The sequence below is a fragment of the Candidatus Brachybacter algidus genome (assembly GCF_016707225.1).
GTDB lineage: Bacteria > Bacteroidota > Bacteroidia > Chitinophagales > Saprospiraceae > Parvibacillus > Parvibacillus algidus.
The window spans coordinates 111,076-133,835 of sequence record NZ_JADJID010000010.1; the positions used below are offsets into that span (position 1 = coordinate 111,076).

Sequence of the window (22,760 nt, forward strand, 5' to 3'; positions counted from 1 at the left end):
ATTATAACGTAAAGTTATTTAATCTTCTTCATCATAATTTACGAAACAGGTCCATTAGCTAACAACCAGCAGGTTTTATTTTTCACCATCAAATGGAATATCTTTTAAAAAGCTAATGGCTATTAGATAATGGCATATGGCTCTGCTGTGGAAAATAATCTGCCAAGTCTTCTTATTGTAATTTATCATAAAGTAAAGTTAAGCAATCGTGCTTATCAATTTTTGCGAAACAGAGCCATCAGCTAACAGCCAATAGCCATAAGCTTTCTATGAATTGTTTACAAAAAAACCAAGTCTAAAAGCAAATGTCCGACAGCTACTTAGGATACGTCAACACACAGCTGATCTTCTCCTTTTTGCTACTTCCATCACTATGAGAAAACTGGAATTCAATGATGAAAATACCGGGAAGAGCTCTACTATTATCATCTGTACTTCCATCCCACGTCACAAAACCATCTGCTCCGGTCAGAACACCTGTATTATCAGTTTTGATAGGTCTCCCTTGAGCATCGAACACCCTCCATCTAAGAACATAACCGGGTTTATCAAGATGATATTGGACAATAAACTGGTCAAGATAACCATCCTGATTGGGTGAAAAATGATCCTCTTCTTTACTCAGGATTTTATCAGAAACTTTGATGGTTCTTGACTGACTATTCTTATAAGTGGGTGTCGCACCTCCTATGTCTGTGGCAGCTGATTGCCAATTAGAATTCAAGGTTGAAAGTACATCTTCAGAAATTCTTTCTAAAGAAATCCCTTCATCGTCTTTTAAAAATACGCTGTGCATCTTTGCATTATATCTGAAGCTATCAATCATGATATCGCCATTCCATAATGTTACATTTCCTTCGTCATCATTAAAAGTAGGGATTAACATTTGTTGTATCGAATTAGGTAATTTAACGTTGTAATTGTTTTTTAGCCACGTTGGATCTTGACAAAATACCAGATATTCACCTGGCTGAATAAAAGTCGTTTTATTTATAAGTGATGTTTTATTGCCAAGTGTATTTGCTATAATCAATCCATTCAAATCAAATATTTTATCAGATTTGTTATAAAATTCCACAAAATCAAAACCTCCTGTCGGTGGATTAAATAAAATCTCGTTCACTATGACTTCCCCGACCTCAGGTGTTGCAAATCCCTGCCCAAACCCTATGGTAGTATCAATTGCAATCTTTTTTCCTATACAGTTGGTAATTTGTGGTCCAATATTGATTTTATACCACGTACCATCAACTAGAGGTTCATCAAATTGAATTTGAAAACAAGCAGTTATTGGAGTACTATACAATATTGTAAACCCAGGAGTATTAACGCCCTGGAAAGCTAACCCATTTGAAGGATCTGAAAAATCAACAGTTTTACTCAGACAGACTTCTATAGACTGATTGCTGGACAAAACCACGTTAATTACCTTTAATGCATTTTCACTTATTGTAGCATTAGTATTTGCTCTACCCGGAGTTCCACCAGACACATCTGTCGATGCCCTGAATACATCGAGTCCATCACAAACGCCTTCTTTTAAGGTATGCTCAAGAGACCATCCACCATCCTTTTTTAAGGCATCCTTGTAAGAATTCAAGTCATATGTAACTGAATGAATTAGGTTTTGAGCTCCATTAATAAGGGATATTGTGGTTCCTTCATTATTCAAAGAAGGAAATGAACTCAGACCAAACACATTTGAATATGCGGACCATAGCGCCAGATCTGAATTAGGTACAATAATTAAATAGGTACCTGGTAAAAAATTAACATTAGGCAATGGGTAAAGTGTGGTGGACTTTTGCAGCTTGTAATCACTCAGTTTAAAAGTCTTAGCTGTAGAGTTATATAATTCTATAAATTCACTATTTGGCAGACCGATGACTGGGCTTGGGTCAGGAAGTAATTCATTGATGAGTATATCAAATTGACCTGCTGTTTCTGCTATTGTATAAGAAAATTCAATGCTTTGAGGTACCATAATATTACCCAAAAGGTCCTGAAGGTTAGAAATTTTTATCGTATTTGGATTAACGTTGAGTGCTTCAGACGTAGTTATAGTAATACTTTGCCCTTGGACATTTATACTCTGGATAGTCAGTAACTCATTAGACGCATTTCTAATTTCATAATTGCTTTTATTGATCAGACCTGAATTCTCAACAGCTTCATCAAAATTCAACACTAAAGTATTTAATGAGGTTGCTAGGACGTTCTCCACCACAGGACCCTTAGTGTCAGCTTCAATTTTTTTAATTATGATATCATCAAAATAAAATTCTTCTTTTCGGGTGACTGTATATGTCATCCAAAATCCAAAATGAGTTGGTTGCCCTAGAATAAATTCATCGGGCCTAGCTCCATCATAAATATTAATTATAGACAGGTCTGTTTTTTGGAAATCAATCTTGAGATGACCTTGAGTTACACTGCCTTTGAACCAACCTTCTAGTATATCAGCAAATTGTCCATTACCGGCTTCGGCAATAGGAATTGAACTAGTCAGTGAACCATAATTAAGTTTCACTCCATCATTACTTCCATCTTCACCTATGGATAAAAACAACCCATTACCTGTATTCAGGTCACTATTTTCATTTTGAAGATAAATTCCTAGCCGGTTAGATTTTGAAGGGGCAAAATTCATTTTAACCCAAAAAGAAAATTCATAAGAATCCTCCCAGCTCAGAGGAGTAGAAAAGTACGAAGTTCCCGCACCTGGAGCATTTAATTGTCCTTGGCTTAAATTATTTTTAGTAAAATTATTTATATCACCTGCCCAAATCCCCGTTTCATTAAAATTTATACCTGAAAAGGTTTCATTGACCTGAGACTTCAACTCTAAACTGAATAGAGTTAATAAAATAATTAAGCAGAAATTTGAAATTTTGATTTGCATCTTTATCTATCTTTGCGTGTTGTAAAAGTACTTTTTATAATCCAAAAAACTAAAATTCTTTCAATATCAATTAGTTTTGGATTGGGTAAGTATTTTGGTTCTATATTAAGCATATTTATTATTTAGACGTTTTTTGTTCAGTAATATAAATTAAAAAAATACATAAAATGAAAGTTGCAGTTTGTGGAGTGACTGGTTTAGTTGGGACAGTTATGTGTAAGGTTCTTGAAGAACGTAATTTTCCAATCGACGAATTTATCCCTGTTGCTTCGGAAAGATCTATCGGAAAAGAGATTATTTTTAAAGGAAAGACATACAAGGTAGTTAGTATGGAAGATGCTATAAATGCTAAGCCAGACATAGCCTTATTCTCGGCAGGTGGTTCTACTTCACTGGAATGGGCTCCTAAATTTGCTGCAATTGGAACAACTGTTATTGATAATTCATCAGCATGGAGGATGCATGAAGAAGTTAAATTAATCGTTCCAGAAGTCAATGCAGACCAATTAACTGATGAAGATAAGATCATCGCAAATCCCAATTGTTCTACTATACAAATGGTTGTGGTATTAAAGCCACTTCATGACGCATATAATATTAAAAGAGTCATTGTTTCGACTTATCAATCAGTCACAGGAACTGGAGTAAAAGCAGTAGAACAGATGATGAATGAGCGTGAAGGAATAGATGGGGTTATGGCATATCCACATCAGATAGACATGAACATCATTCCACAAATCGATGTTTTTACTGATAATCTCTACACCAAAGAAGAAATGAAAATGGTTAATGAGACTAAAAAAATCATGTCAGATGATAATATTAGATTGACTGCTACTGCTGTGAGAATTCCAGTAGTCGGTGGACATAGTGAATCAATAAACATTGAATTTGAAAAAGAATTTGAATTAAAGGACGTAGTAAGATTGCTTGATGATGCAGATGGTGTTGTAGTTATTGATGATCCAGCCACATCTTCTTATCCAATGCCTAAAGATTCGCATGAGAAAGATGAAGTATTTGTAGGACGTATCCGCCGGGATGAATCACAACCAAATGCTTTAAATTTATGGGTCGTCTCAGACAATTTGAGAAAAGGCGCTGCCACAAATGCTGTTCAGATAGCCGAATATTTAGTAGCTCATAATCTTGTGAATAAAGAAAGCCTAATGACTATTTAATCAAAATATGATAAAATATTTTAATTTATTTTTAAATCAGGGAATATATTTACCTTACTTTGTGTTTACATATATGAATTTCTAAATCAATACATTTTTTAAATAAACTATTTTAAATGATGTAGTGGTTTATTTATCCTTTTACCATAGTTAATACAAATCTTTACAAAAAGATTGAAGAAAAAAATTACAGATGAAGTCTAAATTGGTTGTTTGGGGTCAGAAAGGTGACCAGAAAGTACTTATTGCAATGTCTCTCAGATCGAAAGACAGTAAAATTGATGTTTATACCTTCAGCGAAGATATTGCAACAGAGGAATTGTATAAAAATCTTACTCAGGATTGGCGGAATGGAAGTGAAGTTAGTTTTCCTGAGGGATTCGTTTTGCAAGAGATCGAACTAAGCGCTTCCGGTAGTATTCTACCTGAAGGCGTCACTGTTGACAATGCTGACTTGATCAATAGAGCCCAAACTGAATGGCATTTTGCTGTCCTCTCAGCGAAATTAAGTGCCACATATGCTTCTGAACTAGAAGCTATTAAAGATAAAATCGAACAGGTTACGGCTTTTAGTCAACCTATTTGGAATGAATTAAAATCCTTTTGGGATAAAGTACAAGTACAAATTCGCGATAAAAATATTTTTGTCGAGCATATTAGTGATCTTAAAAAATCTACTAATGAAGCATTTGATGCCTTGAAAAACAAGCGCAAAGAAATGGATAAAACATTTAATGAAAGTTCTCATAAAGTCAAAGATGATTTTATGAATGCGCTGAACGATATTGAAGAAAAAATATCCAAAGGACTTAGCTTGCATCCACTATTTGAAGAATTGAAGAAATTGCAGTCTCAATTCAAAACTGCAATGCTAAATAACTCTGATAAGAAAAATGTCTGGGATAAATTAGATGCCACCTTCAAAGCTATCAAGGAAAAAAGGTATGGGTCTCAAGGTAACAATGAAAACCCCAATTCAGCAAAAGAAAGGTTGGATAGCAGATTGTCCGGCTTATTGTCGGCCATTGGTAAAATGGAAAAATCCATCCAGTTTGACAAAAATGATCTTGACTACCAAAATAAAAAAATCGATGGCCCTGGTGGACAGCTTGAAGTACAGATCAGACAAGCCAAAGTAAGGATGGTAGAAGATCGCGTACAATCAAAGCAAGTTAAGCTAAACGATATGCTTAAGACAAAGGAAGAACTGGAGCAACGAAAGATAAGAATGGAAAAAAATGAAGCACTCCGCGAAGAAAAAGATGGAGCAAGAAAAGCAGCACAGGATAAAATCGCTGCTGAAATAAAAGCAGCTTCAGAATCTAGATCAGAAAGCAACGAGGATCTAGAAAAAGCGGCTCATTTAATAGCTGAAGCAAAAAAAGCAAAACAATCAACTCCTCAGAAAGAGTCAATCCTTGATGCTATAGGTGCTGTATTGGGCGAATCACTTGAAGATGCAGTTGATTCTTTCAAAGCTGTAGCATCTGTAGTAGGTGATAAACTTGGTGATGTCATGGATGACATTAAAGACAAAGCAAGCGAGAAATTCAACGAAATGTCTCAAGCTGCTGAGGAGATGGCTGCAGAAGCAGATGCACATGAAACTGATGAAATGTCTGCTGAAACACATGTAGGAAATGCAGAAGAAGAGCAAGATATCGTATTAAGCAATAATTCTGAATCATCTGATATAGAGCCTAACCATCTAGTTTCTGACGAACCTGTAAGTAAAGAGCAATCTTTAATTGAAATAGAAGAAGTTCCTTTAGTATCAGCATCTGATGACATTGATTCAAAAAATGACAAAGATGATGAAACCGGCGGAATAAGTGATACTGAAGAAAAGCCCGAAGTTTAAATTTTCAGGCAAAGTTCATTTTCTTTTTAACGCTAGTCAATGCTACTTCTCCTAAATCTATTTCTAAAGATTTAATGATTTCATAGAACTCATTTTGACTTTGCCATAGATTAATTGGAATAGATAAAATATTAACCCAATCCAGAATTTTAGAAATATTTTCTAACTGGGTTGGGTTTTTATTTTGTTCAAAAAGTCTTAACTGCTGATAAATATGTTTCTCGGCAAGTAAACCTAATCTTTCAGGATCTTCAGGTTTGACTTCCCACTTTTGCATCATGACAGTGATACTCATCAATTTTTCAAAATTAATAGTTTTCTTTAAAGACAACTCATCCATGAGATCTGCATTCAGTACGAATGCTACAATAGCCGCATAGCCTGAAGATATTGGAAATCCTGTTAAGGACATTTCATGCAAAATATTGAAATTCGAATTATAAATTTCGCGGAAACTCTCAACAGCTGTTTTTAAATTTTTCTTTGAAATAATCTTTAGCAAATTAATCTTTTCATCCTGAAATAAATTACTGAATCCAAATCGTTCTGCCCCAAAATAGCTATGCATTTGATTAATCAGTTCAGGTAAATCGTCATTTTTAAACAAATTTCTGACTTTATCCATGAAATCATTGAAGTCAAGTTGATTTTTACCATTTTTAATATAGCCTACTATATGTGTCTGCCCAAGATATAGAACACCAAAACTGTAATTCAAAGTGGCCCATGTAAGTGTTGACTTCATAGTTGCTGAGCCAATCACTAGTTGATTTGGTTCATGAGACTCGCGTTTGAAAACTTCATTAGTCGCAAAAAATTTGTATAAGTTCATTTCAGACGGCACCCTTTCGAAAATTGAAAGGACTGAAATGTGCATTGCAACTTGCTCTAATCTAATTTCAGACGTTAGCACCATTGATTCATAGACGTGCCTTCCATTTTCGAATTCCGGAAGATTACTTGGAATTAGTTCTAATTTTTTTCTAAAATCATGCTCGATGGTAGCTCCAAAATATTCTGCATGAGTTACAGCACGCCTTGCATATTGCAGTATTTGAACCGTTTCAAGACCGCTAATCTCATCGAAAAACCATCCACAACTGGTGAACATTAGATTTGCATGCCTTTCCATTTCAAGGAGTTTCAGTGCATTCATTCCCAATTCTTCTTCAAAAGCCTCTTTCAAATGTTTTTGAAGAAAGTTTTTTACAAAAGTTGTATTTCTGTTTAAGACAACGCTTATATAATCATGCTTAGCAGCCATTAGGTCCTTGAATATGGCTGTACCTTTACTTAGAAATACCTTGGTCAATTCGTCCCTCAACCAATTGAGCCCATCTCTCAATGGTTTACGATATTGCTGGTTCCAACCTGGATGACCACCAGTATTACATCCACAATCAGACCTCCATCTTTCTACTCCATGGTAACAACTCCAACTGCTATTCTCATGAATTCTTGCTTCAAATGTTGGTGGAAATAATGCTAAGTAATTACCATAATTTGTAATTATAAAATTTGGATTTTTGTTTATATGCTCTATACAACTGGACAAAGCCATTTCTCCATAATGATGATGATGCCCGTATGACTCCCCATCAGTTGCTATATTAATCAAGGCATTATCTGGAGCTTTTTCTCCTGCTTGAATAAAGGCGTTGGCAAAAACTTCACCATCATTCAAAATACCGTCAAATGCAACTTTCTGAGAGATTACTCCATCATAAAAGAATATACTTATTTGATTTCCGGATGGTAATAGAACCTTATAGGGGTGTGTCGTATCAATATTTGATTCATTGATATCTACCCAATCATTTTCCCCCATTTTGCGGATAGCAGCTAATTGTCTTGGTGCCAAAATTGTAAATAATATGCCTTCGCTGCTGAGCACTTCGAGCGTGGCAGTATCTACAGCAGTTTCAGACAACCACATTCCTTCAGGTTTGCGACCAAACCTGCTTTCAAAATCATATATTCCCCATTTTACTTGAGTTAATTTATCTTCCGCATTGGCCAAAGGCATGATTATATGGTTATAGATCTGTGCAATGGCATTACCATGACCATTATTTGATTTAACACTTCTCTTATCAGCTTCAATGATCTCCATATAAGATGGCATATCATTTTCCTCCATCCATGATATCAATGTGGGACCAATATTAAAGCTAATATTTTCGTAATTATTGACAATTTCTCTTATTTGTCCTGAATTATTTAATATCCGCGCCGCTCTATTGGGAGCATAACATTCATAGTTAATGCGTTCATTCCAGTTATTAAAAGGTGCTGCAGAAACTTGATTTTGAATTTCCTCCAACCATGCATTTTCTCTAGGAGGCTGGTAGAAATGTCCATGAATACAGATATATTTATTTTGCTCCATTTAGAATGTATGTGTATTGATCATAAATAGGATCAAAAATTAAATTGAAAAGATCGTACAAAATATCAAAGTTTATTTGCTTTGATGGTAGGACCTAAGATAATGATTGAGAGTGGAGCTAGTGTGAGACATATTGAATCTGCCTTATTATGCTGAAATACACGCTCTGATTTAATGGTTTTAGAATTTACTACTCCTCCACCACTCCATTTTTTATCGTCGCTATTGAGTATTTCTTTCCAACTTCCTTTCGCCGGAACCCCAATTCGATAATTCTCTCTTTTCACCGGAGTCATATTCAAAATTACTATAACCGATTCGTTTTCATGTTCTCCTCTTCTTATATAGGAAATAACACTATTTTCGCTGTCATCTGCAGCTAACCATTCAAATCCTGCCGGGTGAAATGAATGAAAATGTAATGCCTTTAATTCAGTAAATAATTGATTTAATTTCCTGACAAATGATTGTATATTCTTATGGTAATTAAATTTCAATAAATGCCATTCAAGACCGTTGATATGACTCCATTCCCAACTTTGGCCAAATTCACATCCCATGAACAAAAGCTTAGCTCCCGGGTGTGTAAACATGTAACCAAGCATCAACCGGAGGTTGGCAAACTTTTGCCATTCATCACCCGGCATTCGAGTCAGCAAGCTTCCTTTGCCATGCACTACTTCATCATGAGAGAAGGGAAGTACGAATTTTTCAGAAAATGCGTACACCATACTGAAGGTAATCTGATTATGATGAAACTTCCTGTGAATTGGATCCTGACTGAAATATTTCAAAGTATCATGCATCCATCCCATCATCCATTTCTGATCAAATCCAAGACCACCGTCATGTACAGAGGCTGTCACCAATGGATATGACGTTGATTCTTCTGCGATGGTCAATACATCAGGATAGAAAGCATGGACTGCTGTGTTCATCTCTTTAACAAATTCAACAGCCTCAAGATTTTCGCGTCCTCCATCTTTATTGGGGGTCCATTCTCCTTCTTTCCTAGAATAATCAAGATGGATCATGGAGGCTACAGCATCCACTCTAAGTCCATCAGCGTGAAAGTAATCACACCAAAAGAGCGCATTACTGATGAGAAATGATTTTACTTCTTTTTTGCCATAGTCGAAAATCAAACTTTTCCAATCCGGATGATATCCTCGTTGTGGATCTCCGTGCTCGTAAAGATGTGTACCATCATAATAACTAAGTGAATGGCCATCACTCGGAAAATGACTTGGTACCCAATCGAGTATGACTCCAATGCCTTGCTCGTGGAATTCATCTACAAGATCCATAAACTCTTGAGGAGTACCAAATCTGGAGGATGTAGCGAAATAACCAATGATCTGATATCCCCAAGATGGATAGTAAGGATGCTCCATCACAGGCATAAGTTCTACATGCGTAAATCCCATGTCCTTAACATATGGGACCAAATCCTCTTTCATTTGAGTATAAGTCTGAAAACTACTTTCTTTTCTTTCAGGTTTTTTCCACGATCCTAAATGAACTTCATAAACAGACATTGGAGATGTTAGTTTGTTGAAACTTTTTCTCTTGCTTAACCAATTATCATCTCGCCATTTGAATTCGCGTATATCCCAAACGATACTTCCTGTCTGAGGCGGTACTTCCCACATAAAAGCATAAGGATCCCCTTTTTCAAAGACTTGACCATTGGGCCCGGTTACATTATATTTATATACTGCACCATGCTTTACACCAGGAATAAACCCTTCCCAAATACCACTTTTATCCCAACGCGGATTAAGTTTGAACTGAGACGAGCGCCAATGATTGAAGTCGCCCATGACTGTCACGTTTGTGGCACTAGGAGCCCATACAGCGAAATAGCAACCTTTCTTACCATCGAGTTCGATCAGATGGCTGCCGAATAAATTGAAAAGTTTGTAAAGGGAATGAGCTATAACGTCCGAAAATAGATAAAATAAAAAATATAATGATGCTAAATAAACATATATTCATGTTGGCTTGACAGATTAATATCAATTTAAAGTGTATCGAATTATAAAAAGGAGAATAATTATGATAAATATAATACTATATGCTGATACTGGGCATAAAAAAAGCCGCTATGAAAGCGGCTTAATATTGTCATTTAAAATTCACATGCTAATTATGCGATAGTGGATACCACACCATTTGCCTCACCATAAGGGCTAGCGACAAATGCATCAGCTTCTGTATCATTGATCCAGTTAGTACCATCAACTAGGTATTTAAATTGGAATTCGTTACCTGTTTCAAGTTCAAGAATACCCTTGAAAGAACCGTCTTTTTGTTTTTTAAGATTTAGACCTAGTTCAGGATTCCAGTTATTGAAATCACCTAGAACGATCACTTCACTTCCACCATTAATTACATCAGCAGCAGGATTGAAAGTTACTTTAACGACTGGTTTAGATTTTACGAATTGCTTTTTCATTAGAAATTATTTTGGATTAAGAATATTATTCTGCAAAGATAATATATATTTTGAATCTACAAAGCATTGATAATCACAACTTAACGAAATTCATTTATTTTAAAAAACTGAAAACTAACGATTTATAAATAAGCATTTAATTATTCAATTCGGTTAGTTATATCAAACTTAACATTTATTACAAAATAATATTCTGTACTCAAATAAAACTTACAAAAAATAAGTATAAAATATAATGTGAATGATTTGTTAATAATTGGAATGAGGATTCGGTACCTTCTAGATTCGAATTAAATATTCGGAATAAAGTCCAATATCATCTATATTTTTTTTTGTTATCCAAAGACAACGGCTAATTATTAAGCGTCGTAGAGCCTATTTTTTGTTTGAGTAATTAATCAATGCGTTAGATAGCCTAGAGTTTTAACTCATACCAAAAAAAAAGCAGCCAGAGCTCTGACTGCTTTATGTTATTTTGAAAACAAAAGTATTAATCTTTTGCTTCTAACTTCTTAGCATATTCACCGGCTTTATCCAGCTGGTTTTTGCGTGCATATATCTCTCTTAAAGCGATCATAGTATTTTTGTCAGTAGGATCAACTTCCTCTGCTTTTAAAAAGTAGGGCAATGCAATGTCGAACATTGCAAACATCTGTTTTTCATATCCTTCATACTTTTTCATACCGGCACTACTCATGTCATCTGCAACACTTTGCATCAATTTAACATAACTGGCAGCCTTATTATAATATAACGTTCCAACACTATAATTAGCAAAGTTGTTATTAGGATCTTTAGCAAGTGCCTTATTGTAATTTTCAAGTGACTTTTTAAAATATTCGTTTGCCTTAGTTGTATCTCCTGCCTCCGCACTTGTTTGATACAATTTATCATAAACATTGCCCAGAGTATTAATAACAGAGACGTTGTCCGGCTCTTTTGAAATAGCTTGATCCAACTTACTCAATAGTGCTTCCAGCTTACCTTGTGAAAGGTATAAATTGATTTCTGAAAATAACAAGTTATTATCTTCAGGAAAAGCTGCACGTCCTTCTGCCAAATATTTCTCCGCAATTGCAGGATTTGATTTAGAATAAGATCTAAAGAGACCATCATAAATCTCAGCCGCCTTATTTCCACCTTGCAGAGACTTTTCGAATAATGCTCCTGCGATATCTTCTTTTCCACTATTTAAAGCGGCCAAAGCAGTAATATAATATTGATTATTTAAATCTTCAGGCTTTTCTAAAGGAGATTTCATTTTAGCATTTTTCACTAATTCATGAGCCAGAAGTATTTTATTGAAATCTTCATATGATTTTGCATAATCTTTGGCGTAAAAATATTCAAGTCCGCTTGTACTAAGCAAAGGTATTAATTCGCTCATTCCAGCATATGCATCTTTTTTTGCACTTTCTTTAGCCGCTTTTTCTATACTTTTTGAATAAGCATCATAAGCTATTGATGCTGCCTCAGGATGTTCAATCACTGCTTGTGGATTTATAGACTTTAACCCAGCTTCATTCTGAGCAACTTGAGTATATATCTCCCCTTTTGTCGCCCATGCAACTCCGTCACCATCAATAGCTCCTGTAGCAAAAGCTTTATCTATAAGTTCTTTTGCCTCAGTAAGATTAGACTTTGTACTTGGATCAAGAAAATAATTGGTAATTGCCTTTTTTGCTTTTTTAGCAAGCTTCGCACCATCATCTTGAGCCGAGGCACTCACACTAACAAATCCAACAAGTAAAATAACCCAAAGAATGTTTTTCATTTCTTAAATTTTAAAGTTCAGTCGGAGCCATTTTTTTACTAATAATCTAAACAAGACGTGGACTCCATTTTATTTAATTTCAAATATTTGAATACTCAAACAAGCTAATGCTCATAAGGGTTCGCTCATAAGAAGATAAAACTATTAATTTTTTCTTAAATATAAGCGGAAATTTATTCCTCTTCAAATTTATCCGTCACAAAATCCTCTCTAACTACAGCAATATCAGCAATCTGGTCCTTTTTATCCAACTTGATAACTCTTACGCCTTGAGTAGCTCTACCCATCACTCGTAATGCCTCTACAGGCATTCTAATGATAACTCCTTGTTTAGTAGTTATCATCATTTCGTCCATTTCAAATACATCCTTGATAGCTATCAAATCTCCTGTTTTCTCAGTGATTTTCATGGTTTTAACACCCTTTCCACCACGATTCGTTACTCTGTAATCCTCTAGGGCCGTGCGTTTACCGTTTCCACCTTCAGAAACTACAAAAATAGTTACCAGCATATCGTTAGGATCCACACATACCATTCCGACTACTCCATCATTCGGTCCGACAAGTGTCATTCCTCTTACTCCTGCAGCATTTCTACCCATTGACCTAACCTTGCTTTCATTGAATCTGATCGCCCTACCCTTTCTGTTGGCAATGATGATCTCATTATTGCCATTTGTAAGTCTTGCTTCCAGCAACATGTCTCCTTCATGGATAGTGATGGCATTGATACCATTGGATCTAGGTCTTGAGAAGTCTTGTACCAAGGTTTTCTTAATCGTGCCCTGACGTGTGCAGAACATGATGTAGTTATTCTTGATAAATTCTTCATCATTAAGATCTTGTATCGGAATATAAGCTTTTACCCGGTCATCCTGCGGTAAGTTGATGATGTTTTGAATCACCCTTCCTGCTGCAACTTTAGAAGCTTCCGGTATTTCGTATACTCTCAACCAGAAACAACGTCCCTGCTCTGTAAATAACAATAGATAGTTGTGGTTTGAGGCTACGAACATATGTTCAATAAAGTCTGCATCTCTTGTCTTGCTTCCTTGAGATCCACGACCGCCCCTTTTCTGAGATTTGTATTCAGAAAGGTTAGTACGTTTGATATAACCCAGGTGTGATATTGTAATCGCAACCGCATCATCAGCGATTAGATCTTCCATGGTAATATCTCCTACCGCATGTGTGATTTCAGTTCGGCGTTTGTCACCAAACTTTTCTCTGACTTCAACCAACTCACTTTTTACCACGTCTTTTTGCATTTGCTCATCTCCCAATAATTGGTTGAGATAAGCTATGGTGCGCATTAATTCGTCGAATTCGTCCTGAATTTTTTGTCTTTCGAGACCGGTAAGTCTTTGTAGACGCATTTCAAGGATTGCCTTCGCCTGAATATCGGATAAATTGAAAGTACTGACTAAACCTGCATGTGCAATATCGACCGTCTTAGAGGCTCTGATCAATGTGATCACTTCATCAATATGATCTAGTGCAATTAGCAAACCTTCAAGAATATGTGCTCGTTCTTCAGCTTTTCTTAAATCGTATCTAGCTCGTCTGACGATAACTTCAATCCTAAAATCAATGAAATGTCTCATCATGTCCATAATGGTCAATACCATTGGACGGCCTTTGACAAGGGCGATATTATTAACACCATAAGATGTCTGAAGAGAAGTATATTTGAATAATTTAGAAAGCACCACGCTCGCCATTGCATCACGCTTCACTTCTACTATTATTCTAAGCCCCTTTCTATCTGACTCATCTCTGGTATCTGATACTCCGGCTACTTTACCTTCATTTACTAATTCTGCAATTTTAGCAACAAGGTCTGCTTTATTGACCTGGAAAGGAATTTCAGTGATGACGATCACTTCCCTGTTTCCAATATTTTCAATTTCGGCCTTAGCTCTGACTACTACCTTACCTCGACCTGTTTCAAAATAATCCTTAATACCGGCAGTACCATATATGATGCCTCCTGTTGGAAAATCAGGGCCTTTGATGTGGTGCATTAATTGATCAACAGTAAGTTCACCCTCTTCGATATGCTGCACAAGAGCGTCAATTACTTCAGTTAAGTTGTGTGGCAACATATTTGTGGCCATACCTACGGCAATTCCGCTGGCGCCGTTGATCAATAAGTTAGGAATGCGGGATGGAAGTACTGTTGGCTCTTCTAATGTATCATCAAAGTTGAGTGAAAAATCAACCGTTTCTTTTTCTATATCTCTTAGCAGTTCCTCTGCAATTTTTGAAAATCTCGCCTCTGTATAACGCATGGCTGCGGGACTATCACCATCCATAGAACCAAAGTTACCCTGGCCATCGACCAGTGGGTATCTCATACTCCAATCCTGAGCCATTCTTACCATGGCCATGTAAACAGAAGAATCACCGTGAGGGTGGTACTTACCTAAGACTTCACCAACGATTCTAGCGGACTTCTTGTGTGCTTTGTTAAAATTAAGACTTAAGCCATCCATTCCGAATAGCACTCTGCGGTGCACCGGTTTCATTCCATCTCTAACATCGGGTAAGGCTCTGGACACTATCACTGACATAGAATAGTCAATGTAAGCAGTCTTCATCTCATCATCAAGATTGATTGGTACAATCCTCTGATCTTCTTGCATATGCTGTTTTTTTCCTTAAAAATGAGTGCAAATGTAAGAATTTAAATTGGTTTTTTTTATATATAAATATGTAGTATAATAGTATTCGAGTATGATAGTATTCGAGTATAATAGTAAAATAGTATTAGAGTAGGATAGTAATTAGAGTATGATAGTACTTTTCAAATCATCATATTGCTTACTAATATACTGGTCAACTATTTTACTGGTTTACTTTAATACTAGTTAAATCTAATGCGAGTTAACTGGGTTCCTCTAATATGCTTTTAAAACGACATAATTGAATTTATGCCCTTAAAGCGACATATTTCAATTTATGCAGCAATAAGAACATAATTTATAAAGAATAATGTAATTTGCATGATGAATAAATTAACAGCCGTAATTACAGGTGATATAATTGACTCCAGAAAGGTGACAACCAAAGAATGGATCGAGCCCTTTAAAAAAATACTCAACAGGCTAGGCAGTAAAAACAAATCCTGGGAAATATATAGAGGCGATAGCTTTCAGTTAGAAACAGGTCCTGAAATAGCATTCGAATCTTTACTACTATTAAAATCCACTATAAAGCAAATCAAACTTATTGATGTAAGGATTGCAATTGGCATAGGAGAGAAAGATTTTAAAACAACGAAGATAACTGAGTCAAATGGCAGTGCATTTATCAGAGCCGGTTTTTGTTTCGATAACCTAAAAAAGCAAACAATGGGCATAAGAACGGAGCAATCAGAATTAGATGTTACGTTAAACCTAATGTTTGAACTCGCCGCACTCACCATGAACAAATGGACAGAAAATACTGCATATATCATCCAGCAATCTTTATTAAATCCCAATATTGGGCAAAAAGAACTTGAGCAAAAATTGAATTTATTACAAAGTTCTATTAGCAGAGGTCTTAAACGTGGAGGATATGATGAGATCCAAAAACTAAATACATATTATAAAAAAACTATAAATAACCTATGATCCCGTTTATCATCCAATTACTAATAGCCCATTTCATTGGTGATTTTGTATTACAACCAACCAAGTGGATACAAGACAGAAATATAAAAAAGATAAAGTCAGGTTATTTATATCTGCATATTTTGGTTCATTCCGTTTTGTTGCTAATCGTCTTGAAATTCAACCAATCTTATTTTCCGGGAATCGTCTTTATTGCTATAACACATTATCTGATTGATCTATCAAAATCATATCTAACAAAGACAGTAAATACAAGAAAATTGTTTTTCCTCGATCAATCAGCGCATCTGGCTATTTTATTATTGGTGGCAAATTATTACTTTAGACATCCAATTGAATTGTTTGAAATAAACGATAATAATGTTTTGCTACTAATCTTAGGGTTAGTCTTGACTGGTCCAGTAGCTTCTATAGTCATCGGTATCCTAACTTCGAAATGGGATTTAAATACAATTAAAGGAAATGATCAAACACTGACAGATGCAGGTAAGTATATAGGCATCTTGGAGCGTTTATTTGTTTTTCTCTTCATCATCTCAGGGCATTGGGATGGAATAGGTTTTCTTTTAACAGCAAAATCTGTATTTAGATTCGGTGATTTATCTAATGCAAACGACAGAAAATTAACTGAATATATACTTATAGGAACATTACTAAGTTTCGCAATTGCTTCATTAATAGGTCTTTCATACAATTATGTACATCAAATAATAAATTAATTTACCCAAGCAATGGTCCAAATTATGCAATAATCATGGCTCTTTGCAGGAATTTATCATTTAACATCCAACATTCAAAATTTCTCATTCTCAATTCCCGGTTAGGATTCTTATCTTTGCGCCTTCAAACAAAAAATAACACTACAATGGGACGTGCTTTCGAATTCAGGAAAGAAAGAAAAATGAAAAGATGGGCCGGGATGGCTAAGACCTTTACAAGAATAGGTAGGGAGATCGCCATCGCTGTTAAAAGTGGTGGTGGAGACCCTGCATATAACCCATCCTTAAGACTTGCTGTACAAAATGCAAAAACGGCTAATATGCCAAAACAGAATGTTGAAAATGCCATTAAAAAAGCAACTTCAAAGGATGCCGAGAACTTTCAAGAGGTTATTTATGAAGGTTATGGCCCGAATAAAGTGGCTTTTGTAGTTGAAACTGCTACTGACAATCCTACCAGAACCATTGCCACAGTGCGTATGCACTTCAATAGAAATGGTGGTGAAATAGTAGAAAGTGGTACTCATAATTTTATTTTTGATAGAAAAGGAGTTATCAAGATAAACTCAGAAGGACAGGATCTGGAAGAATTGGAACTACTTCTCATCGATTACGGTTTGGAATCAATCCTTAAAGAAGACGATGATATTATGATCACTGTGCCATTCTCTGATTATGGCACCATGCTGAAAGGACTTGAAGAACAAAATATCGAGATCCTTTCCGCTGAAGCGGTAAGACTTCCTACAGTCGTAAAAAATGTAGCAGAAGATCATTTGGAGGCCATTATCAAATTAATAGATAAATTGGAAGAAGAAGATGATATCACCAATGTATTCCATAACATGGATATGAGTGAGGAAAGTTAAAGAGGTGAGGAAGATAGAAAATGAGAAGTTAAAAGTTAGAAATTAGAAATTAGAATGAGTGCGCTGGAAAGAATATCTCAGATTAATCATTAAATAGGTGAGAAGGTGAAGAAGTGAGAAGGTTAGAAGGTTAGAAGTTAGAAATTAGAATGAGCGTGCTGGAAAGAATATCTCAGATTAATCATTAAATTGGTGAAAAGGTGAAGAGGTGAGAAAGTGAGAAGGTTTGAAAGTTAGAAATTAGAAATTAGAATGAGTGCGCTGGAAACAACATTACTGATTACTGATTACTGATTACTGATTACTGATTACTGATTACTGATTACTGATTACCCATTACTCATACCTATTTCGAAAGCTATATTAATAATTAATAAAAAATTAAGCCATTGGCAGAGTGGAATGTTGGTCAGAAAAGCAGTGGCCTTTTAAGGCAAACTGAACGTGCTGTAATCGTTGGAGTAGTGCATGGATTTCAGACAGAAGAGAAGTTAAATGATTATCTGGATGAACTCACATTCCTTGCAGAAACGGCAGGAGCTGTGACGCTAAAGCGATTCGTGCAGAAACTCCCGCATCCTGACAATCGTACTTTTGTTGGAAAGGGCAAAGCTGAAGAAATCCGTGAATACATCCTCAATAATGATGTAGATCTCGTTATATTCGACGATGATCTCACCGGAAAACAAGTAAATATACTTGAGGCCCTTTTCAAACGAAAGATCGTGGACAGAAGTACATTGATACTTGATATTTTCGCAGAAAGAGCACAGACAGCCCAAGCCAGAACACAAGTAGAACTTGCTCAAATGCAATATATGTTGCCGAGGTTAAGAGGTCTCTGGACGCACCTTGAAAGGCAACAAGGAGGTATTGGAATGCGTGGTCCCGGAGAAAAAGAAATCGAAACAGATCGTCGAATCGTCAATGATAAGATCAAACTTCTGAAAGACAAACTTGAATTGATCGACCGCCAGAATGTTACACAGCGGAAAAATCGTTCAGCGACAGTTAGAGTTGCATTGGTTGGATACACAAATGTAGGAAAAAGTACAATTATGAATGTGCTTTCAGATGCCGATGTGTTTGTAGAAAATAAATTATTTGCAACTCTAGACACAACTGTAAGAAAAATAGTAATTAATAAGGTTCCGTTTCTTTTGTCTGACACAGTGGGATTTATCCGCAAATTACCTCATCATCTCGTAGAAAGTTTTAAGAGTACTTTGGATGAGGTTAGAGAAAGTGACATTCTCGTTCATGTAGTAGATATGTCAAATCCAAGAATGGAAGATCAATTGATCACAGTGCAGCAGACCCTTGTAGAACTAGGAGCACAGAATATTCCCACATTCATTGTTGGTAATAAAATAGATGCTTATAAAGAAAATTTATTTGACGCAATGCTTACAAATGACGAAAAAGCAGAGATACTTGAAGAACATCTTGAACATTTTCAAAGCAATTACCCACAACCTTGGATTTTTACATCAGCAATTACAAAGGAAAACTTTGATGAGCTGAAAGAAAAAATTTACACAATGGTCAAAAATATTCAGGAAACGAAGTTTCCGCATCTTAAGAATGATTATGATCAATACTAATTAAAATAATATATATTTAATATAAAACCTTCATTATGATTAGAATAAACATTATAAAACTGAATATTATCAGTACAATTTTACTTGTTACAGCAATAAGTTTCATGGCGAATAATGCCTTTTCGCAAGTAGGACGACCTGTTACCACCGAGCAAAAAACACCTAAAAAAGTTAAACTTTCTACTGAAAGTATGCAGGATATTAATGACTATTCAGGTTATTATCCAAATGTAGAAGCTGGCAAATATGATAATGGTAAAATGTGGACATTTAGTTATCCACCAAATCAATATTTTAAAGACACTTATGGTTTTGAACCATCTGATGAATGGGTTGAGTCTGTTAGAATGTCGGCTTTAAGATTTTCTACTTACTGCACTGCTTCGTTTGTATCTGAAGATGGCTTAGTAATGACCAATCATCATTGTGGCAGAGAAAGTGTAACTGAAGTAACAACTCCAGAAGAAGATCTTCCTAAGAACGGTTTTTATGCCGCGACATTGGAAGAAGAGAGAAAAGTGAAAGGACTATTCGTCGATCAGTTAGTAGCTATGGAAGATGTTACAAAATCTATTAATGATGCAATTTCATTTGGTAAAACCGATGCAGATAAGACCAAATTGAAAAATGATAAAATTGATGAATTGGTCAAAGCAAATGAGACTAAAACAGGAATGAAAGTTCAAATCCATACTTTTTACAATGGAAGTATTTATCAAATGTACACTTACAAACGATATACTGATGTAAGATTGGTCATGGCACCTGAAACAGATCTTGGATTCTTTGGTGGAGATCCAGATAACTTTACTTACCCAAGATATACTCTTGACTTTACTTTTTTCAGAGTTTATGGTGATGATGGTAAACCACTCCAAACTAAATACCACTTTACTTGGTCTAAAGATGGAGCTGAGGGTAACGAGCCTCTTTTCGTCATTGGAAATCCCGGAACTACCAAGAGATTGAACACTGTGGCTATGTTGGAGTACGATAGAGATTTCACCATACCTCACGTGATTGATTTAATGAAAACGCTTACTTCCTCTTATGAAGCATATATGGATGCACATCCTGAAAGCAAACTAGAATTAACTGATACCTATTTTGGATATACCAATAGTTTAAAAGCATATAATGGTATCTATGGAGGATTAAAAGACCCTAATATGATGGGCAAGAGAGCAAATTTCGAAAAGTCCTTTAAAGCTGCAATTGCTTCAAAACCTGAATTACAGGCAAAATACGGTGACCTTTGGGGTAAAATAGCTGAAAGTCGCAAAGAATTGAGAAAATACTATGGTAAACAAATAATATTCTCTCCAGCCAATTCCAGGTCAGAACTATTTGCTTTGGGGGCAAGAGCTATTGATCTCGCAACAGAAATGAAGAAACCTGCTGATAAAAGATCACCGGGAAATTCAGATGAACAATTGAAAAATAAGGTCGCAAAACTAAAACTTGATCAATCTTATCACAAAGAAATCGAAGAAAAAATCGTTGAGTTTCAATTAAGTAAGGTAAGTAAATGGTCAATGAATAAACTCAGACTTATTGACGGCGATAACAACCCGCTTCTTATACCGGCTCAGGCAAAAGCATTAGTGGCTGGTACAATTGTTGCAGATGCCGGCAAATTGGCGGATTTATTCGCAAAAGGTCCTGATGCTGTACTCAACTCTAAAGATCCTGTACTGGCATATGCTAAAATGGCTAAAGACAGTCTTGCATATTACAAAACAATCATCGATCCTATAGCTTCAGCTGAAACTCAAAACATTCAGTTGCTGGGTCAAGCTCTTTACAGTGTCTATGGCACTAGTATTCCACCTGATGCCAACTTTACTTTAAGATTTGCTGATGGCATATTGAAGGCATATGATTATAATGGCACTACTGCACCTGAATTCACTACATTTTATGGCCTATTCGACAAATATTATTCTTATGGAAAGAAAGAACCATGGAACCTTCCAAAAAAATGGTTGGATGCTGAAAGCACAATGAATAAAGGCACGAAACTGAACTATGTAACGACGCATGATATCATTGGTGGAAATAGCGGCAGCGCTATGATCAATCAAAAAGGTCAGGTAGTAGGACTAATTTTCGATGGTAATATCGAGAGTTTACCTAGTAGATATATCTATGATGTGGATAGCAATAACAGATGTGTCTCATTGCACTCAAGTGGTATCTTGGAGGCACTTAGGTCTGTTTATAAAGCAGATAAACTTGCTGATGAATTGCAGTATTCGAAGATAAAATAGTATTTGGCTATTGGCTTTTGGCTATTGGCTATTGGCTATTGGCTCTTCTGTGGAAACGACATTTCTCAGGTTTTTTAAGCGATTAATGAAAAAGTTGAACTATTAAGATATGAAACAAACTATCTTAATAGTTCAGCTTTTTAACAACTACCTATCATATAATCCTATTTTTCAAATGAATAATCTTTTTTTCGCAACAAGCTAAAGCGCCAATGCGCCAAAGCGCTAACATGCTACCATGAAAGTTTGTGGTTTTACCATCATTAGAAATGCAATAAAATACGACTACCCGGTTGTTGAAGCTATTCAAAGTGTGCTGCCTTTATGTGATAAATTCATCGTATTAATAGGGAATAGTGAAGATGAGACAGAAGCATTGATAAAAGGTATTATCTCTGACAAAATAGAAATCCATTATTCAGTATGGGACGATACACTGCGGGAAGGTGGTAAAGTACTGGCTGTAGAAACAAATAAAGCTTTCGATCTCATCGATCAAACATTTGATTGGGCGATCTATATACAAAGTGATGAAGCAATACATGAGCGATATCATGAGGCAATCAAACAATCGTTATTGAACTATAAATCAAACGATAAGGTAAACGGACTTTTATTAAAATACCTACATTTTTATGGATCATATGACTATGTGGGTACTTCACGAAAATGGTATAGAAATGAAATTAGAATCATAAAAAATGATAAACGAATCAGATCGTTTAGGGATGCTCAAGGCTTCAGGATCAATGACAGAAAGTTAAATGTGGTCCCTGTTGAAGCCTGCGTTTATCATTATGGTTGGGTCAAGGATCCATTAATCCAAGCCAGAAAACACAAAGATTTCAACAAATTATGGCATGATGATGCATATGTGGCAAGCATCGCGAAAGAAATTTATAATTACAGCGATATTGACGCCCTTGCCTTATTTCAAGAAAGTCATCCTGAAGTGATGAAACAGCGAATTGAAAAAAAGAATTGGGATTTTGACGGCTCGAAGATTACTCAGCGTGTCGGAATTAAAGATAAATTTCTATACTGGTTTGAGAATGTTACTGGTATAAGGCTTTTTGAATATAGAAACTATACGATTGTAAAACCTTAGATATTTAG

General features: G+C 35.6%; 14 protein-coding genes. 8 read left to right on the forward strand and 6 right to left on the reverse strand.

The window, feature by feature from the left end:
• Nucleotides 1-316: 316 nt before the first annotated feature.
• On the reverse strand, nt 317-2,902 hold the full coding sequence (locus IPI15_RS19085) for a lamin tail domain-containing protein (RefSeq protein WP_287421778.1): 2,586 nt from the start codon (nt 2,900-2,902) through the stop codon (nt 317-319).
• 167 nt (nt 2,903-3,069) lie between these two features.
• On the opposite strand from IPI15_RS19085, the gene IPI15_RS19090 reads away from it, so the two are divergent.
• Nucleotides 3,070-4,083: an aspartate-semialdehyde dehydrogenase gene (locus IPI15_RS19090; protein WP_287401419.1), complete on the forward strand. Its 1,014-nt coding sequence runs from the start codon at nt 3,070-3,072 to the stop codon at nt 4,081-4,083.
• 193 nt (nt 4,084-4,276) lie between these two features.
• Entirely contained in the window at nt 4,277-5,944 is a 1,668-nt protein-coding gene (locus tag IPI15_RS19095) for a hypothetical protein (RefSeq protein ID WP_287401420.1), read from the forward strand.
• A gap of 4 nt (nt 5,945-5,948) precedes the next feature.
• Here IPI15_RS19095 and IPI15_RS19100 read toward each other — a convergent pair whose 3' ends face one another.
• From IPI15_RS19100 to gyrA, 5 genes are all read right to left on the reverse strand, one after another.
• Nucleotides 5,949-8,333 (reverse strand): DUF3536 domain-containing protein, encoded by a 2,385-nt coding sequence (locus IPI15_RS19100; RefSeq protein ID WP_287421779.1) that lies wholly within the window; start codon nt 8,331-8,333, stop codon nt 5,949-5,951.
• 65 nt (nt 8,334-8,398) lie between these two features.
• Entirely contained in the window at nt 8,399-10,327 is a 1,929-nt protein-coding gene (glgB, locus tag IPI15_RS19105) for a 1,4-alpha-glucan branching protein GlgB (protein ID WP_353845337.1), read from the reverse strand.
• A gap of 155 nt (nt 10,328-10,482) precedes the next feature.
• Nucleotides 10,483-10,791, reverse strand: coding sequence for an isoamylase early set domain-containing protein (locus IPI15_RS19110; protein WP_287421780.1), 309 nt, complete (start codon nt 10,789-10,791; stop codon nt 10,483-10,485).
• Nucleotides 10,792-11,281: 490 nt separating this feature from the next.
• Nucleotides 11,282-12,565: a tetratricopeptide repeat protein gene (locus IPI15_RS19115; protein ID WP_287401425.1), complete on the reverse strand. Its 1,284-nt coding sequence runs from the start codon at nt 12,563-12,565 to the stop codon at nt 11,282-11,284.
• Between the two features lie 173 nt (nt 12,566-12,738).
• A complete protein-coding gene (gene gyrA / locus IPI15_RS19120) occupies nt 12,739-15,210 on the reverse strand; it encodes a DNA gyrase subunit A (protein WP_287401426.1) in 2,472 nt (823 codons plus the stop codon).
• 360 nt (nt 15,211-15,570) lie between these two features.
• Here gyrA and IPI15_RS19125 point away from each other — a divergent pair, with 360 nt between their 5' ends.
• From IPI15_RS19125 to IPI15_RS19150, 6 genes are all read left to right on the forward strand, one after another.
• Nucleotides 15,571-16,182: a SatD family protein gene (locus IPI15_RS19125; RefSeq protein WP_287421781.1), complete on the forward strand. Its 612-nt coding sequence runs from the start codon at nt 15,571-15,573 to the stop codon at nt 16,180-16,182.
• Nucleotides 16,179-16,901, forward strand: a complete 723-nt coding sequence (locus tag IPI15_RS19130) for a DUF3307 domain-containing protein (protein WP_287421782.1) — start codon at nt 16,179-16,181, stop codon at nt 16,899-16,901. The genes IPI15_RS19125 and IPI15_RS19130 overlap by 4 nt, the downstream gene beginning before the upstream one ends.
• 146 nt (nt 16,902-17,047) lie before the next feature.
• Nucleotides 17,048-17,770 (forward strand): YebC/PmpR family DNA-binding transcriptional regulator, encoded by a 723-nt coding sequence (locus IPI15_RS19135; protein ID WP_287421783.1) that lies wholly within the window; start codon nt 17,048-17,050, stop codon nt 17,768-17,770.
• Nucleotides 17,771-18,159: 389 nt separating this feature from the next.
• The gene (gene hflX / locus IPI15_RS19140; protein ID WP_287421784.1) at nt 18,160-19,374 is read left to right on the forward strand and encodes a GTPase HflX; all 1,215 of its coding nucleotides are present in this window, start codon (nt 18,160-18,162) and stop codon (nt 19,372-19,374) included.
• Nucleotides 19,375-19,409: 35 nt separating this feature from the next.
• Nucleotides 19,410-21,644, forward strand: a complete 2,235-nt coding sequence (locus tag IPI15_RS19145) for a S46 family peptidase (protein ID WP_287421785.1) — start codon at nt 19,410-19,412, stop codon at nt 21,642-21,644.
• Nucleotides 21,645-21,882: 238 nt separating this feature from the next.
• Nucleotides 21,883-22,752: a glycosyltransferase family protein gene (locus IPI15_RS19150; RefSeq protein ID WP_287421786.1), complete on the forward strand. Its 870-nt coding sequence runs from the start codon at nt 21,883-21,885 to the stop codon at nt 22,750-22,752.
• Nucleotides 22,753-22,760: the final 8 nt, after the last annotated feature.